Origin of the sequence: Cytobacillus citreus (assembly GCF_018343665.1) — a bacterium.
Classification (GTDB): Bacteria; Bacillota; Bacilli; order Bacillales; family Cytobacillaceae; genus Cytobacillus; species Cytobacillus citreus.
The window spans coordinates 638,915-655,246 of the sequence record NZ_JAGYPM010000004.1 but is presented as its reverse complement, the minus strand read 5'-3'; the positions used below and the strand labels follow the sequence as shown (position 1 = coordinate 655,246).

14 protein-coding genes and 1 pseudogene are annotated in these 16,332 nt (G+C 44.0%); all 15 read right to left on the bottom strand.

Annotation, left to right across the window (positions count from 1 at the left end):
- Window positions 1-91: 91 nt before the first annotated feature.
- The 15 genes and pseudogenes from KHA94_RS19670 to KHA94_RS19600 all read right to left on the bottom strand — a co-directional run bounded on the left by KHA94_RS19670 (window position 92) and on the right by KHA94_RS19600 (window position 16,163).
- Window positions 92-1,213: an ABC transporter ATP-binding protein gene (locus KHA94_RS19670; protein ID WP_213103790.1), complete on the bottom strand. Its 1,122-nt coding sequence runs from the start codon at window positions 1,211-1,213 to the stop codon at window positions 92-94.
- 20 nt (window positions 1,214-1,233) lie between these two features.
- Window positions 1,234-2,967 carry an ABC transporter permease gene (locus KHA94_RS19665; RefSeq protein WP_213103789.1) on the bottom strand — a complete coding sequence of 578 codons (1,734 nt, stop codon included), beginning with the start codon at window positions 2,965-2,967 and terminating at the stop codon, window positions 1,234-1,236.
- 28 nt (window positions 2,968-2,995) lie between these two features.
- On the bottom strand, window positions 2,996-4,111 hold the full coding sequence (locus tag KHA94_RS19660) for an ABC transporter substrate-binding protein (protein WP_213103788.1): 1,116 nt from the start codon (window positions 4,109-4,111) through the stop codon (window positions 2,996-2,998).
- Between the two features lie 474 nt (window positions 4,112-4,585).
- Complete coding sequence (locus tag KHA94_RS19655) at window positions 4,586-5,362, bottom strand: enoyl-CoA hydratase/isomerase family protein (protein ID WP_213103787.1); 777 nt, start codon at window positions 5,360-5,362, stop codon at window positions 4,586-4,588.
- Between the two features lie 22 nt (window positions 5,363-5,384).
- Entirely contained in the window at window positions 5,385-5,789 is a 405-nt protein-coding gene (locus tag KHA94_RS19650) for a PaaI family thioesterase (protein ID WP_213103786.1), read from the bottom strand.
- 22 nt (window positions 5,790-5,811) lie between these two features.
- Window positions 5,812-6,678, bottom strand: a complete 867-nt coding sequence (locus KHA94_RS19645) for a 3-hydroxyacyl-CoA dehydrogenase family protein (RefSeq protein ID WP_213103951.1) — start codon at window positions 6,676-6,678, stop codon at window positions 5,812-5,814.
- A 44-nt stretch (window positions 6,679-6,722) separates the two neighbouring features.
- Entirely contained in the window at window positions 6,723-7,868 is a 1,146-nt protein-coding gene (locus KHA94_RS19640; RefSeq protein WP_213103785.1) for an acyl-CoA dehydrogenase family protein, read from the bottom strand.
- Window positions 7,869-7,973: 105 nt separating this feature from the next.
- A complete protein-coding gene (locus KHA94_RS19635) occupies window positions 7,974-9,158 on the bottom strand; it encodes a thiolase family protein (RefSeq protein ID WP_213103784.1) in 1,185 nt (394 codons plus the stop codon).
- Window positions 9,159-9,535: 377 nt separating this feature from the next.
- Window positions 9,536-9,655, bottom strand: a pseudogene (locus tag KHA94_RS19630) (acetyl-CoA C-acyltransferase); the annotation flags it as partial.
- Between the two features lie 453 nt (window positions 9,656-10,108).
- A complete protein-coding gene (locus KHA94_RS19625; protein WP_213103783.1) occupies window positions 10,109-10,834 on the bottom strand; it encodes a 2-phosphosulfolactate phosphatase in 726 nt (241 codons plus the stop codon).
- Between the two features lie 24 nt (window positions 10,835-10,858).
- On the bottom strand, window positions 10,859-11,950 hold the full coding sequence (locus tag KHA94_RS19620; protein WP_213103782.1) for a phosphotransferase family protein: 1,092 nt from the start codon (window positions 11,948-11,950) through the stop codon (window positions 10,859-10,861).
- Window positions 11,951-13,186, bottom strand: coding sequence for an acyl-CoA dehydrogenase family protein (locus KHA94_RS19615; protein WP_213103781.1), 1,236 nt, complete (start codon window positions 13,184-13,186; stop codon window positions 11,951-11,953).
- Window positions 13,187-13,205: 19 nt separating this feature from the next.
- Complete coding sequence (locus KHA94_RS19610) at window positions 13,206-13,961, bottom strand: SDR family NAD(P)-dependent oxidoreductase (RefSeq protein ID WP_213103780.1); 756 nt, start codon at window positions 13,959-13,961, stop codon at window positions 13,206-13,208.
- A gap of 181 nt (window positions 13,962-14,142) precedes the next feature.
- Complete coding sequence (locus KHA94_RS19605) at window positions 14,143-15,291, bottom strand: acyl-CoA dehydrogenase family protein (RefSeq protein WP_213103779.1); 1,149 nt, start codon at window positions 15,289-15,291, stop codon at window positions 14,143-14,145.
- Window positions 15,292-15,311: 20 nt separating this feature from the next.
- Window positions 15,312-16,163 (bottom strand): 3-hydroxyacyl-CoA dehydrogenase, encoded by an 852-nt coding sequence (locus KHA94_RS19600; protein ID WP_249365614.1) that lies wholly within the window; start codon window positions 16,161-16,163, stop codon window positions 15,312-15,314.
- Between the last annotated feature and the right edge of the window lie 169 nt (window positions 16,164-16,332).

Below are 16,332 nucleotides of genomic sequence, written 5' to 3'. Positions count from 1 at the left end.
TTTTCGGATGCAGTTTCCCTATTCGTTTGTTACGATCTATCATCCAGATAGATCCCCCCCTTCCATATCCAAATTAGCTGTGAACGAATGATCATCCTGCACGCTCTGGAACAATGACCGCAGCCTCTGGGTCGAAAGCTAGCAGAAGACTTTCTCCAGCCTTAAACCGTCGTCGCGAGTTATCATATACGGTTAACAAATCCCCAGTTTCAAGCTTTACTTCAATTTGGTTTTCCCGGCCAATAAAGCTGGACGATAGGATAACCCCGGATATGCGGCATTCAGAAGTGTTGTCTACCGTATTGCTGTCCACAATGCGAACCATCTCTGAACGTAGGACCAAGCACACGGAACTTCCTAAGGAAATTCCCGTATGAGCGGGAACCGATCCCAAGAGCTGCAAGTTTTTGTTCGAATTCTCCAGTTCGATTTTCCCAAGGCCACCTTTGGAAACGTTAACCAACGTACCATTTAAGGGAAATGCCCGGCCAATAAATCTAGCCACCCGAGCGTCTACCGGACGAAAATATACAACTTCAGGATGATCGGACTGTAGAAGTTTACCTTTTTCCAACACCAACAGATAGTCCGACATGGCTAACGCCTCTTCCTGATCATGTGTTACATACACAAAAGTAATTCCAGTTGTTAGTTGAAGTTCTTTCAATTGCTCACGCATTTGAATTCGCAATTCAGCATCCAAATTACTAAGAGGTTCATCAAGTAACAGCAGTCGAGGTTTTAGAACCAGACTTCGCGCAAGCGCAATCCGCTGTTGCTGCCCCCCGCTCAATTCACCGGGGCGGCGCTCCACGTATTTCTCCATATTGACGAGTTGGAGAACCTCGTCCACAAGTTTCTTAATCTCTGGCTTATGAACTTTGCGCGCGCGCAGTCCGAATGCGACATTTTCAAATACGGTCATATGCGGCCACAAGGCATAACTTTGAAAAACCATGGCTAAATCCCGCCGATTCGTCGGCAGAGAATGAGTATTGTCTGACACGATTTGATTATCCATGTAAATTTTTCCTTCCGTTGGTTGAAGGAATCCGGCCATTAGACGAAGAATCGTGGTTTTTCCGCTTCCACTAGCACCAACCAAAGAAGTAAATTGTCCTGCCGGTATATCAAACGAAATGTCAAACACGCCGCCACTGCTTGAATCTGAAGAATATTTCTTAGAAACGCCCTCAAAACGAACTGCACTCATCAAGATATCCCCCTTCATAACTATTTTAAAAACGAACGCCCGACCATTCGGTACACAAAGGCATATGAAATGGCTGTAACGATGAACAAGATAGTGCAAAAAGCGTTCATTTCCGAAATCAGCCCTTCTTCGCTGTAATGAAGCAGGACAGTTGAAGCCACTTGCGTCCCTGTCCCAATCAACAAGATTGAAGAGGAAAGTTCATTAAATGCAAAGATAAACGAGAGGATCCCAGCTGCGACCACTCCCCTGCGAATAAGAGGGCAAAATACTCGCCGAAACCAATCCATTTGTGAACCACCATGCGCATATACACTTTCCTCCAATTCTGCACCTACCTGGCCTGCAGCATTATTGGTAAATCGCAACGCTACAGGAAGAAACTTTCCTACGTAAGCCAACACTAGAATGACAGAGGTACCGTATAAAATCAGCGGCGGTTTGCTGTAAGCAGCAATGAGTCCCACGGCAAGAACAATTCCGGGTATCACAAACGGGATTTCCGCCACAACTCTTGCCATTTTTGACCACCATTTTTTTCGTCTCGTGAAATAAGTCAACGACAGTGCAATAGCAACCATGAGAACTGCTGACACCATCCCTAATCCGAAACTATTAGTCAGGGAAGGAACTACGTCACCCAAATGAAATAATTTTTTATAAGAATCAATTGAAAGGTTGGAAATAACAAAACCGTTCCCGTATGTTTTTAAAAAGGATGTGGCAATGATTATCATCATGGGAACAACTAATGTTACCGATATAACCACAACATTTAATGCTAGGAACATCCCTCTGCTTAATGCTCCCATATCGATCATGGCGGGTTTCATTCCCTTTCCGAAGATCGTTGGGAATGTCTTTTTGGCTACAATAACACTTACAATGGTGGTTATTATCAACGAGATGGCAATTAGAATGAGAGAGAGATTGGCTGCTGCTGTAAACTGAACGGGATAACTGAAGTGAGAATAGATCAACGTTGTTAATACGGGAATCCTTGCCGGAATGGCAATGAGCGCTTGAATACCGAAATTGTTTAATCCAATCACAAACGATAGCATCCAACCAGAGAGAATTGCCGGCAATACCATCGGCAGAGTGACCCGCCATGCAGTCAAAAGTTGACCGGCTCCATGAGCAAGCCCCGCATTCTCTAAATCAGGATCAAGATTTTCCAAAGCAGCTGCAATGGTCAAAAAGATGATCGGATACGCTCCACAAAAGGTTAAAAAAATCAACCCCCACCAACTATAGATACTCGATGAGATCCCAAACGAATTTAATAAATCTGTTAATAATCCCGCATTGGGACCAAAGATGATAATATAAGCGAACGCCAATAAGATAGGAGGCTTCATAAATGTCAGAAAAACAAGAGCACGGATCAGCCCGCGAAGCGGCATATTTGTCCTCGTACAACTCCAGGCCATGGGTACAGCTACCATCACCGCAATGAAAGTAGAAACCGCAGCCATGACAACCGTGTTTAGTGTTGCCCTCCAAGTCAAATTGGAACTAAGTGTACTCCTAAAGATACTGAAGTCAACTACTCCCGTATTGATATCAGTTATAGATAACCAAAGAATTCGTAAAGTGGGATAAACAACGATCGCTGCCAGACCAACAAGGGTAAAAATCCACAGGAAATTCGGAACAAGGGAAATACCCCGTGTTTTTTGCTTGCCCTGCTGATCAGGTTTTGGGTGCAGGATAGTCTTCATAGGTTCAAACTCTACCCTATCATTTTTCATTACAGTCCCCCATTTCATCATCAGCAATTTAGTGAACTTTGAGATGCGTGTTGAAGGCTTTCTTGATATTGGCTACATGACTTGGATCAGCCAGTTTTTCAGTGTCGGGCCAGATTAATTTAATTTCTGACAATGGTCTAATATGATTCGCAGGCTGAACATCATTTCGCGCTGGATAGTAATGGTTTTCAACCATAAAGTTTTGATACTCCATTGAAAAAATGAAGTTTTCGAAGAGTCTGGCTGCGTATGGGTGAGCTGCTTTAGCGTTAATGCCTACCGTTGTTAGCATCCCAAATTGTCCCTCTGATGGTTCAACGATCTTAATCGGTTTTTTGTCAACTAAATCTGCATACGCTCGAAAGCTAAGAACAACCCCTATAGGTGCCTCTCCCGATAGAATGCTGTTTTCCGTATCTCCAAAGCTCTTTAATACCCGCACATTATTTTCCCCAAGAGCTTTCAAATAGGCTTCGCCGCCAAACTCCTGCACCCATCCTTGTATGGTAGCAATAGAAGTTCCTGCATAATCTGGACTCGCCATGGAGATTTTTCCCTTCCATTTTGGATCGGTAAGATCTTTCCAACTTTTTGGTGCCTCCTTTTCCGATATAATATTGCTGTTATAAGCGATGGTTGCTGTTACAAGCCCACCACTGCTAACCCAGTACCCGTTGGGATCTCTCAGATGTTCATTGATCTTGTCAGCGTTTTCAGGAATATATTTCGCGATAATGCCACGGTTTACTTGATCAATGATTGCCGGACCGTCTGTATAATCCACCACATCCGCTTTGAGTGCACCAGCGTTTAATTCTGCTTCAACTTTGGATAAAACTTGTGACCCGCCAGCTTGAAAAATTTCAACTTTGATGCCCGGATATTTCGCTTCAAACATCTCGGCAAGTTTAATAGAAATAGGTCTTGGTTTGGATGTATACACCACCACCGTACCTTCCTGTTTGGCCTTGTCTATTAGCGAGTCGGAGGTAGCTGTAACCGGCAGGTCAGACGAAGTAGTTGTGTGCTGTTTTTCACTCCCTCCGGCAGGATTACCAGTACAAGCTGAAAGTAGTGCTGTTGAAAACAAAAGAATAAGAACCATCGTCATTACTCGGTTTCTGCTGTGAATCAACATTTTCATACCACACCTTTCTTTTTGCACTTCTACCTGTTCGTACCAAGTCCCGGTGCAAGTTCCCTAATCGGTATCTCCGTCTTCATTGGCTCCATCACCCGCTCACCTGCTTTCATTGCCATTTTCCATACAGCATCTCAATTTCGCCTCTGAGTTCGACTTATGCCATGTAAACATTGGGGTTTGTAATTGTAGTGAATATTCGAAATGGTTTGAATTTTTTATCTAATTACTATAAAAACATATATGTAGTTCCAATGTAAAATACAGATTCATAATATCTATATAAGCGCAAGTTATATAAACAATGGTACATCTAGGATTACCCCTGCACGATCGACATCAAAGGCTCCTTCATAATCCAAAAACGGGCATATCAAAAATCCTCTTCCATATGACCGTGAATCATAAACATAATATTACTTGTATTCCAGGTGTACTTGGGCAGCTATGATATTTTAATCATGTATTTTTGAATCACTATCTTCCCTTGAATACTGCTGATCGTTTGTCCAAAAATGCCTGCGTTCCTTCGTTCTTATCATCGCAACCAAATAGGATGGCCTGGGCCAATTTCTCCATCATCAAAGCCGTATCCATATCTAGATCAAAACCACGATTTACCGTTAGTTTAGCTAGTCTAATGGCGAGAGGACCTTTGGCAAGAATCTTATCCGCTTTATCCTTCACGGTCCTCCACAGGTCTTCTATTGGAACCGCACAGGATACGAGCCCGATCGCTTCAGCTTGCTTTGCCGTGATAATATCTCCAGTAAGGATCATATCTAGCGCTCTCCCTTTTCCTACAATTCGCGCTAGACGTTGTGTACCACCAGCCCCGGGGATAATCGAAAGGTTTAATTCAGGCAACCCAATTTTGGCATGTTCAGCAGCGATTCGAATATCGCAGGCCATCGCAAGCTCACACCCGCCTCCAAGCGCAAATCCATTAATCGCAGCAATCGTTGCCTTGCTGGAGTTTTCAATGAATCGGTAAGTAGCCGACATGCTTGGAAGAAGGGCATCCATTGCTGTTTTTTCTCTCAATTGGCGAATATCTGCCCCCGCGGCAAACGACTTCTCCCCAACACCTGTAAATACAATAATCCCAACTTCTTCATCACGTTCCAAGCTTTCTAAAGCCCGTTCTATTTCCTTTAATGTATTACCATCCAAAGCGTTTCTCACTTCCGGCCGGTTGATTTTTATTACGCCAATACGCCCTTCTTTTTCCACTAAAATATTTTCAAATCCCATGATTTCTCTCCCCCCTAAACGATTATTTTCGCGTAACTTTGAATGTTCCTGTTCCTTTGGCTAACAGCTTCCCATTGCCGTCCGTAATTTCTCCTTCTCCGATCAATGTTTTATAGCCTTGCTTGAGTATTTTAGCCGTTGCAATCATTTTCCCTTCACTAATTGAGTCTAGATAGTGAATATTTAGATTTATTGTTGTTACAGGATCTTTTACAACAGAACGAATTGTCATGCTTAAGATATTATCGAGCATTGCCGCATACGCTCCACCGTGAACCGTTTTATTCACATTGATCAATCGATTATCGATCGGCAATTCCAATATGACTTTTCCTTCCTCAAAATGAACGAATCGAAATCCTAAAAAAGCAACAAAAGGACTGTTCTCAAAAATCTGCCTTACACCCTCTAATGTAATAGGCGACATTTCATCCCTTCACCCTTCCTGACTAAGAATACGTATAAAAACCTTTTCCAGTTTTACGTCCCAAATCACCCTTTTCGAATAATTCTGTCACTATTTTGGAAGGCTTCATTTTTTCATCACCTGATTCCAGGTAACGCTGCATCCGAACATGATAGTTTACATCGATTCCAGTCAGGTCAATCAGGGCGAACGGGCCGATTGGATGGTTTAGCGCTTTGGTGCAAGCCAGATCGATTTCCTCGACTGTGGCGATACCATTTTCTAACAGATAAATCGCCTCATCCATCAGCTTTCCTAAAATTCGGTTGGCAACAAAGCCGGAAATCTCTTTTTTTAATAAAATGGGAACCTTGTTGATTCGCTTTGCTAATTCAAATGTGATTTGTGCCGTTTCTTCTGATGTATGCGGTCCTTGCACCACTTCAACCAATTCCATGACCAAAGCAGGGTTAAAAAAGTGCATATTGCATATCTTGTCCGGACGACTAGTTGCATCGGCTATTTTCGAACTGACGATCGTGGAACTGTTGCTGGCAATGATCGTATGGGCAGGGGCTAGTCGATCCACTTCAGCATAAAGGGCACGCTTGGCTTCCAATTTTTCCACAATCGCCTCAATCACGAAATCAGCATTCTTTACCGCTTCCTCCAACAAACTCTCGAAAAGAATTCGATCAAAAGCACTTTCCACCTGATCCTGTGACAATCTGCCTTTTTCTACTCTGCGCTTCATATTCCCTTCCAAAGACTGCTTTGCTTTTACCAGGCTTTCTTCATTGATATCCTGCAAGGTCACGTGATATCCGGCTAAGGCGCAAAGCATAGCAATTTGCGACCCCATTGCTCCGGAGCCAATCACAGCGATTTGTTTGATTTGATCGATTTCCATATCTATTTCACCTTTCCCATCTTTCAAGATTTATTTACACCTTCCTAGCATTCTTCTAATACACGTTGTGAGATGATTATTTTTTGAATTTCATTGGTTCCTTCATATATTTTGGTTATGCGGGCATCGCGGTAATAACGCTCTACCGGATAATCTGAAATGTAGCCTATTCCGCCATGAATCTGAACGGCATTGTCCGCAACTTTGTTATACACTTCTGTAGCGAATAGCTTAGCCATAGATGATTCCTTAATCGCCTTTTTACCTTCATCAATCAACCAAGCAGCACGATAAGCAAGTCCTCTAGCCGCCTCAGTTTCCGTTGCCATTTCCGCCAGCATCCATTGCACGCCTTGATTTTTTGCAATCGAGTGCCCGAATTGAACGCGTTCTTTGGCATAGCGTGCTGACATTTCAATTAACTTGTCGCATGAGCCGACAGACCGAGCCGCGAGTCCAACACGACCTTCACTCAAAATACGAAGCGCAGAGGAATATCCCATGCCTACTTCCCCAATAACATTTTCATCAGGAACCTCACAGTCTTCGAAAATGATTTGAGAAGTATAGGAACCCCTCAAACCCATTTTTTTATCGTTTTTGCCTACGACCAGGCCAGGGAAATTACGTTCTACCAAAAAAGCGGTGATGCCTTTTGCACCCTTTGTCTTGTCGGTTATGGCAAAAACGGTATAAACATCGGCAATCGGGCCATTCGTGATAAAGTGCTTCATCCCATTTAAAATCCACTTATCTCCTTTTTTTTCTGCTTTCGTAGAAAGATTGGTCGCATCCGATCCTGCCCCCGGCTCAGATAGAGCAAAAGCTCCTAGTTTTCTGCCTGCTGCCATATCAGGAAGATACTTCCTCTTTAACTCTTCTGATCCCAACCTGACCAGCCCCATACTACCGATCCCCGTATGTGCATTGATTAAGGTTACGAACCCGTTATGCGTACGCCCCAGCTGCTCCAACATGACCACCTTTTCCATCATGGAAAGACCAATTCCGCCGTATTCTTCTGGGATGCTGATTCCAAACAATCCTAACTCTTTGGACTTTTCTACTAAATGATCCGGAATTCTATCTTCTTCTTCAATTTGCTGGGCATAGGGCTCTACCTCGTACTCGACAAAATTTCTTACCATGGTGCGAATCTGATGCAGTTCTTCCGTTAAATGAAAATCCATGCTGAATCTCCTCCACAATCGTTATACACTTATATTTTCCAGTTTCTCTCCACTCGAGATTTATAACAGACATTTCACTATTGGATCGAAAAGCTCTCAATTACCCTATTTAATTAACTCAATGGCAATCGCCATACCCTGTCCGCCACCTACACATAGAGTAGCTAAACCCAGTTGTTCATTACGACGCTTCATTTCATAAAGCAGTGTAGTAACAATTCTTGCTCCAGTGGCCCCGAGCGGATGACCAAGAGCTATGGCTCCCCCGTTGACATTCAACTTATCGGTATCTAAGCCCAATTCCCGAATGACAGCAAGAGCTTGGGCAGCGAATGCTTCATTCAGCTCCACTAGGCCGTAATCGGACAATATGCTTCCTGTTCTGGTCAGCAACTTCTTCACAGCTGGAATCGGCCCGATTCCCATCACCTCGGGAGATACGCCAGCTGTAGCCCAGTCCACAATTTTGGCCATTGGCTTCACGCCCAACTCTTCTGCCTTTGCTCTAGACATGATTACCAGTGCCGCCGCACCGTCGTTTCTTCCGCACGCATTTCCAGCGGTTACAGATCCGTCTTTCTTAAAAACTGGTTTCAGAGCGGCCAATTGTTCCAACGAAGTATGGCGAGGAAATTCATCCGTCTCAAATAGAATGGTATTTTTCTTCTGTCTAACCTCCACGGGCACGATTTCATCTTTAAACTTTCCATCCTTGATGGCTTCAGCAGCCCGCTGCTGGCTCTTTAATGCAAAAGCATCCTGCTCTTCACGGGAAATTCCAAACCGTTCCGCAACGTTTTCCGCCGTCATACCCATACCGAGGTGAGGGCCATAGATTTCGATCGGCTGCTGCCCGTTTTCCAAGTTAGAATCGACCAAAATGGGAGCCCCCTCGCCAAATCGGGAATTCCTGAGATAAATGGGAGATAAGCTAAGGCTTTCAGCCCCTCCTGCAATCACTACATCCGCCTGTCCGAATGCAATCTGCTGTACAGCCGAACCGATGGCCTGCATGCCGGATGCACATAGACGATTTACCGTGAACGCCGAAGCGGTCTCAGGTACTCCTGCGCGCATCGCAGCAACTCTAGCCATATTGGAGGATTGGGTCGATTGCCGTACCTCACCCATGATGACCTCATCAACGCACTCCGGTGAAATACCTGCACGCTGAATCGCCTCGCGAATGACCATAGCTCCTAACTTCCCGGAATCGATGTCCTTAAGCGTTCCTCCAAATTTCCCAATGGCTGTCCTGACCGCTGATACAATCACAATTTCATCCTTCATTTACTTCACCTCATTAGTTTTTGTACTCTATCTATTTCTGTTTTCTGATCAGGAAAATCTTTTTCCGTAGAAACACCTGCAGGGTAATGGTTATACCATGGTCGCATGGTTCATTACCTCCTTGGATAATGTCAGAACTCTCCATCAATCACTTTCAAATAAATGCAAATTTTGTGCCAATTCTCAAAAATAATAGCCTGGATGCAACCTTTTGCTAATTTCTTTCAGCATTTAGACCCCATCCAGGCTAGTCGATCATTCATCTACATGATTGTATTAATCGAAAAATAAATTAAAATCGTGATAATCATAGAGTTATTCTTGTATTTTAATTTATTTTTGAATTACTTCCATTCGGATACTGCTCAAAAAAACTCTTAACGCTCTAAAATAAGGGCTATGCCCTGTCCGCCACCAATGCAGGCGATAATTAACCCGCGCTTAACGTCCCGGCGTTTCATTTCATAGGCTAGTTTAGTTACCAACATAGCGCCAGTCATTCATTCTCCTATTCTCCCTCTACAAATTAAGATTTCTTTTTCCACCATTCGTCATGAACTGCTTTGTTCCATTTATTTACCTCTAAATTAAGGGATGCGCTTTTCAAAGAAAGCTTGTACCCCTTCTTGAAAATCCTCTGTTCCAAAACAAACTCCCTGGGACAATGCTTCAAGCTCCAGCATCGTATTAGACTTCCAAATGTATGCTGTAAAAAAGGCTTTCTTCCATTAAATTATCTTTGCATCGGTTAATTCATTTTTGAATCTGTTTTCAACTCCACTTTCCATCCCCGGCAGTGGTTCTGTTCTGTAAATCTAACGTGGAAAGATCCAAGTCTCTTTGAAATTCTGCTTTTGTTTACCGCCACAAAAATACCCCCAAAAGAGTTTCAGACAAATCCCTAGGGGTTTTTATCCAATCTTTAAGGGGGCACATTACTTCTATTTACATTATGAAACCTGAATGCTTCTTCCATCAAAATAGGGGATAATCGATAACACCCCACATTGAGCGACAAAACTCAAGTCGGTTTCCAATCCACGTCCTAGAAACCTTTGCCCTACTCTCGATTTCTGCAGGATCTCTTCACTTCGATGCCGATTGCCTTGATAGAAGAGCAAAGCGGCCTGTGCGGCATCCGTCAATTCCCAAACCTGCTGTCCGCCTTCTGACAAACAATCCAGTAAGTAGCCCGCTCCATAAAAATCCTCGATGCAAAAAGACCCATCCGAACCCGAACAGATAAGAATGATCGTCTCTTCGCGATGCTTTTCAAGAATACGCCCTGCAACCGCTCGGCCATTTAATAAGGAACATATATAGACTTGATTAGCAGTAGATGCCTTGCGGACCGCGACTGTACCATTTGTTGTGGAAAGGATGATGCTTTTCCCCCTAACTTCGTCTTTTAACGGCAAGGGTTTCGGAGCGTAAAATCCATCGAGCGTTTTTCCCTTATATTCCCCCACCAGCAAAAAACTGTCTTTATTTCTTCCCTTAGCCTCTCTCAAAGCTTCTTCCCCCTGATGGACCGGTATCACTTCTTTGGCACCGAAATGCAGTCCGGCTGTAATCGTTGACGTGGCTAGAAGTACATCAAAGACAACGGCCACATGATTTTTCATTTTTTCTTCATCTATCTCTTCTTTTTTAAAAAGTAGATGAATTCTCCCCATTGTATACACCTCTGCATCTTGCCCTTATTTTCTGGTCGATAACTCTAGTGCCACATGGATTAACCCACGAGCAGTATCTTCATAAGTGGAAAAACGTTCATCTGACGTTTGCCCTTTTTTCCACCGGAAAAAAATTTGTTGGACAATCACTGCCAGCTTAAAGTAGGCGAATGTTAAATAAAAATCGATTTGGGATACGTCCCGTCCGCTTTTCTTCGCGTACTCTTCAATAAATTGATCTCGGGTCATAAAGCCGGGTAAGATCGTGACCGGAGGTTTTTCATTCTTGTTTTTCAGGATATCCGGATCATCTTCCTGAACCCAATAACTCATAGCACAGCCCAAATCGGCCAGGGGATCACCAATAGTTGTCATTTCCCAGTCAAATATCCCGATCATTTTACCTAAATCATGATAATCAAACATCACATTATTTAATTTGTAATCATAATGGATGATGGTCGCCTTCGGCGAAACCGGAACATGATCTACCAGCCATTTTTTCAGTTTTTCCAGCCCTTCCACTTCAGCAGTTTTAGCCCGTTCGTACCTGCCAATCCAGCCGTGCACCTGTCTATCCATAAACCCTGTGGGATAGCCCAATTCCTGGAGTCCTGCTGCCTCATAATCAATTTGATGGAGCTCTACCAGCCGGCCGACCATGCTTTCCGAGATTTTTCTGCAGTTCTCTTGTGAAGGGATATGGGACGCAGGAAACTCCGTATCCAAAACAAGCCCTTTCCGTCGTTCCATTAGTAAAAAGGCACTTCCAATGATCTCCTTATCATCGCAGAATAAATATGGCTCCGGCGCAAGAGGAAAGACTGCATGAATCTTTTTGAGCAGCTTGTATTCGCGTGCCATGTCATGGGCCTTAGGCGCCACCGGGCCATGGGGAGGTCTGCGAAGCACAGCCTCCCAATTCCCTTTGCGCAATAGATAGGTTAAATTGGAAGCACCCTGTCCGAATTGCCTGACAACCAATGGCGAATCATCCAAATGTTCGAAACTGCCCCGGAGATAGGCATCCAATCCCTCTAGGTATAGTTCATCTCCTTGGCGGACAACGATCGTATCACCATCCGCTGGATTCCAAGTGGCCTGATCCTTACTCATCTAGCTCATCACCTGCTTCTTTCCTTGCGTTTTCCCTTGTGTTTTTAGCTCCATTTTGGCAATAGCAGCTCGATGGACTTCGTCAGGACCATCCGCAAATCGAAGTGTCCTTGCTTTCGCCCAAGATGCGGCAAGCGGAAAATCCTCGCTCACTCCAGCTCCACCAACAGCCTGTATCGCCCGGTCTATCACCCTTAGCGCCATATTTGGGGCGACAACTTTAATCATAGCTATTTCTTTCCTAGCCACCTTATTCCCGACAGTATCCATCATATAGGCCGCTTTTAATGTCAGAAGGCGAGCCTGTTCAATGTCCATTCGTGACTCAGCTATCCACTCTTGGATGACCCCTTGTTCTGCAAGTGGTTTGCCAAAGGCAACACGTTCTTTTACCCGATTGCACATAATCTCAAGCGCTCGCTCAGCTGCCCCGATTAAACGCATGCAATGATGAATTCGACCAGGGCCAAGTCTTCCTTGAGCGATTGCAAAGCCCTTGCCTTCTCCCCAGATGATATTGGAAACCGGAACACGGACGTGGTTAAAATCAATTTCGGCGTGACCATGAGGTGCATGATCATAACCAAAGACGGGCAACTGTCTGACAATCCTTACTCCTGGAGTATCTAGAGGCACCAATATCATGGCATGCCGTTCATGTTTAGGTCCTTCCGGATTCGTTATCCCCATTACAATGGCAATCTTACAGCGGGAATCTCCGGCTCCAGAAGACCACCATTTCCGGCCATTGACCACATAATGATCCCCTTCCCTTTCGATCGTTGCTTCCATATTTGTCGCATCAGAGGATGCTACATCAGGCTCTGTCATCGAAAAGCAGGAACGGATTTCCCCATTTAATAACGGAACCAGCCATTTCTCTTTTTGCTCTTCCGTACCATAACGAACCAACACTTCCATATTCCCCGTGTCTGGTGCACTGCAATTAAAAACATCCGGACCAATCATGGAACGCCCCATAATTTCACAAAGCGGGGCATATTCAAGATTTGTTAATCCCGCCCCATATTCGCTGTCCGGCAAAAATAAATTCCATAATCCAGCAGCCTTCGCCTTTACCTGTATTTCCTCCATAATCGGAGGCACCTGCCACCGACTCGCGCCTTCATCCACTTGACGTTTAAACACAGCTTCATTTGGATAAACCACTTCATTCATAAATAAGGTTAAACTTTCCTGCAATTCTTTCACTCGATCACTGTACTCAAAATTCATGTTTTTCCCTCCCTGGAATTTAGATAAGACTTCCTCCATCAATGAAAATCGTTTGACCAGTCATATAGGATGATGCTTCGGAGGCAAGCAAAACCACTGTACCCGCTAAGTCATCCAGTTCTCCTAACCGTTTGATAGGCATCGCAGAAAGAATTTTATTCCGAAACGATTCATTGGAAAGTTCCTCCTCGTTTAAGGACGTTTGAATATACCCTGGAGCAATGGCATTGACATAGATGTGATACCTGGCCCATTCTTTAGCCAACGCCCGTGTGAGGTTAATGACTCCAGCTTTGCTTGCACAATATGGAGCCATGGCATTACTACCCTTTACACCTGCTAAAGACGAAATATTGATAATCTTGCCATACTTCTGTTCCTTCATGACTCTAGCTACAGCTTGGGCACAGAAAAATACTCCTTTTAAGTTCGTGTCTACAACCTTGTCCCAATCCTCTTCGGTCACTTCTAGGGCAAACTTGGTTATTCCCACTCCAGCATTATTGATGAGAATATCTATTCTTCCGAATTCTTTTGTTACGGTTTTTACCATTTGGCTAATGGAGGAAATGTCTTGCACATCTACCGAAAGTGCCATAGACTTGCGCCCCATGCCACGGATCTTCGCAGCAACCAGTTCCCCCTCTGCTTGATTTCGGCTTACAATGACAATATCCGCTCCTTGTTCTGCCAAGGCATAGGCCATTCCTGATCCCAACCCTTTGCTTCCTCCAGTGACAATAGCCACTCGTCCACTTAAGTCGAATCTGTTCATAAACCTCTCCCCCTATTCCATTTTTTCATAGACCAAAAGGGTAGCAAATTCACCTTTTAACCTTCGAATGTTAATAAACCCATTTTCTGTGCCATTTCAAAAAACGGATGTATAGCAGTTCATAAAATGATGCCATTCTATACTGAATTAATAATCAAGTGTTTACCACAAATCACAGTGATCACTTGTACTCTTGATGTAATTGGGCAGCGATGATATTCTTTTGAATTTCTGATGTACCTTCGTAAATCTTGGTGATTCTCGCATCTCGATAAAAACGTTCAATCGGGAATTCTGCGATATAACCAATCCCTCCATGGATCTGTACGGCCTTATCCGCTACACGATTATAAATCTCAGAACCTAGCAATTTCACCATCGCGGCTTCCTTAATCACTTTCATTTGTTGATCCACCATCCACGCTACGCGATACGTCATGGAACGAAGGGTTTCTACATCTAAGGCCATTTCGGCCAAGTAATGCTGGATAATTTGCTGTTCAAAAATGGGTTTTCCAAACTGTACCCTCGTATGTGTGTGATCAATGGACATCTCTAGCAATTTCACACAAGAACCAAGATTTCGTGCAGCAAGCCCTGCCCGTCCATTGGCGAGAATTTTCAGTGCATTCACATACCCTTGTCCCTCTTGACCGAGCACATTTTCTACCGGCACTTCGCAGTCTTCAAAGAATATTTCAGCGGAATGTGACCCGCGGAGCCCCATTTTCTTTTCGTTTTTCCCTAACTGGAACCCTGGAAAGTCTTTTTCTACAATAAAAGAAGTAATCCCCTTGGCTCCTTTAGAAGGATTTGTGACGGCCATGACCGTAAAGACATCAGCAATCGGGGCATTGGTAATATAGTGCTTAGTTCCATTTAATATAAATTTGTCCCCTTTTCGAACCGCTGTGGTTTTCAAATTCGTCGCGTGGGATCCTGCACTCGGTTCGGTCAATGCAAAGGCGCCAATCATCTCGCCCCTTGCCATCGCCGGCAAGTACTTTCGCTTTTGTTCTTTGTTTCCCATCTCCACAATCCCGACAGAACCGATTCCGGTATGGGCTCCAATGACGGTGGTATAGCCATTATGCGTTCTTCCTAATTCCTCATAGATGGCACATTTTCCGACCATCCCGATTCCTATTCCCTCGTATTCCTCAGGGATACTTAAGCCAAATAGTCCCATTTCCTTAGACATCCGCATGATTCGCTCTGGAATCTCATCCTTTTCTTCAATTTCCATCGCGAGGGGGTCTACCTCGCTATCAATAAACTCTCGAATACTCTGTTTTAAAAATGTAATATCCTCAGATAATCGGAAATCCATGTTGTTCACGATCCTTTCGGTTAAATCGTATAACTGTAAAATCCTTGACCTGATTTCTTTCCTAAACGCCCAGCTTTCACATATTTCACCAGCAAGGGGGAGGGACGATATTTTTCTCCTAAATGGTGATATAAATACTCCATATTGCGTAATCGACTATCTAATCCAACCAGATCAGCTAGTTCCAGCGGGCCCATCGGATGGTTTAATCCAAGTTTGAGGGCTTTGTCGATGTCCTCAGCTGAAGCCACCCCTTCCATCAGCATATTCATGGCCTCGTTTCCAATCAGACAATTCATGCGACTCGTTACAAAACCAGGAAGCTCATTCACTTCGACGGTTTCTTTCCCCATCTTTTCTGCTACTTGTTTGACGATCTCGACCGTCTCATCAGATGTGTTTAAACCTCGGATGATCTCGATCAATTTCATCCGGTGGGCCGGATTAAAGAAGTGCATCGCTACACATTGACTAGGCCTCTTCGTCGACGCCGCAATTTCTGTCGGGCTCATGGTGGAGGTATTTGTGGCAAGGATCGCATGAGAAGGAGCCCATTCATCCAGCTGCTGAAAAATGTTGATTTTGAGTTCCATCATTTCCAAAACCGCTTCTATAACCAAGTCCGTCTTTGCCACAGCTTCTTGCATCTGCGTAGTATAAGAAAGATGATTCCTTGCGATGTCTCGTTGTTCAGCACGAATATGACCCTTTTCTACACTTTTATCTAATTGGCGATCGATATAGCTTCTCGCCTGTTCGATCGCTTCTTGACGGATATCCTGCAACGTTACCGAAAATCCTGCTAGTGCCGCGGTATAGGCAATTCCTCTTCCCATCGTGCCACTGCCGATCACAGCGATATGATTAATCATCTCAAAAACCCCCTTATTACATGTTGCAATTTTCTGACGATATTAATTTTAATGCAACTTTTGTGCCAATATACAAAAAAAATAGCCTTGATGCAATCTTCTGCTAATTTCAGCATATAGATCACTTCCAAGCTATTCGAGCATTCTATTGGATTAATTCAAAAATAAA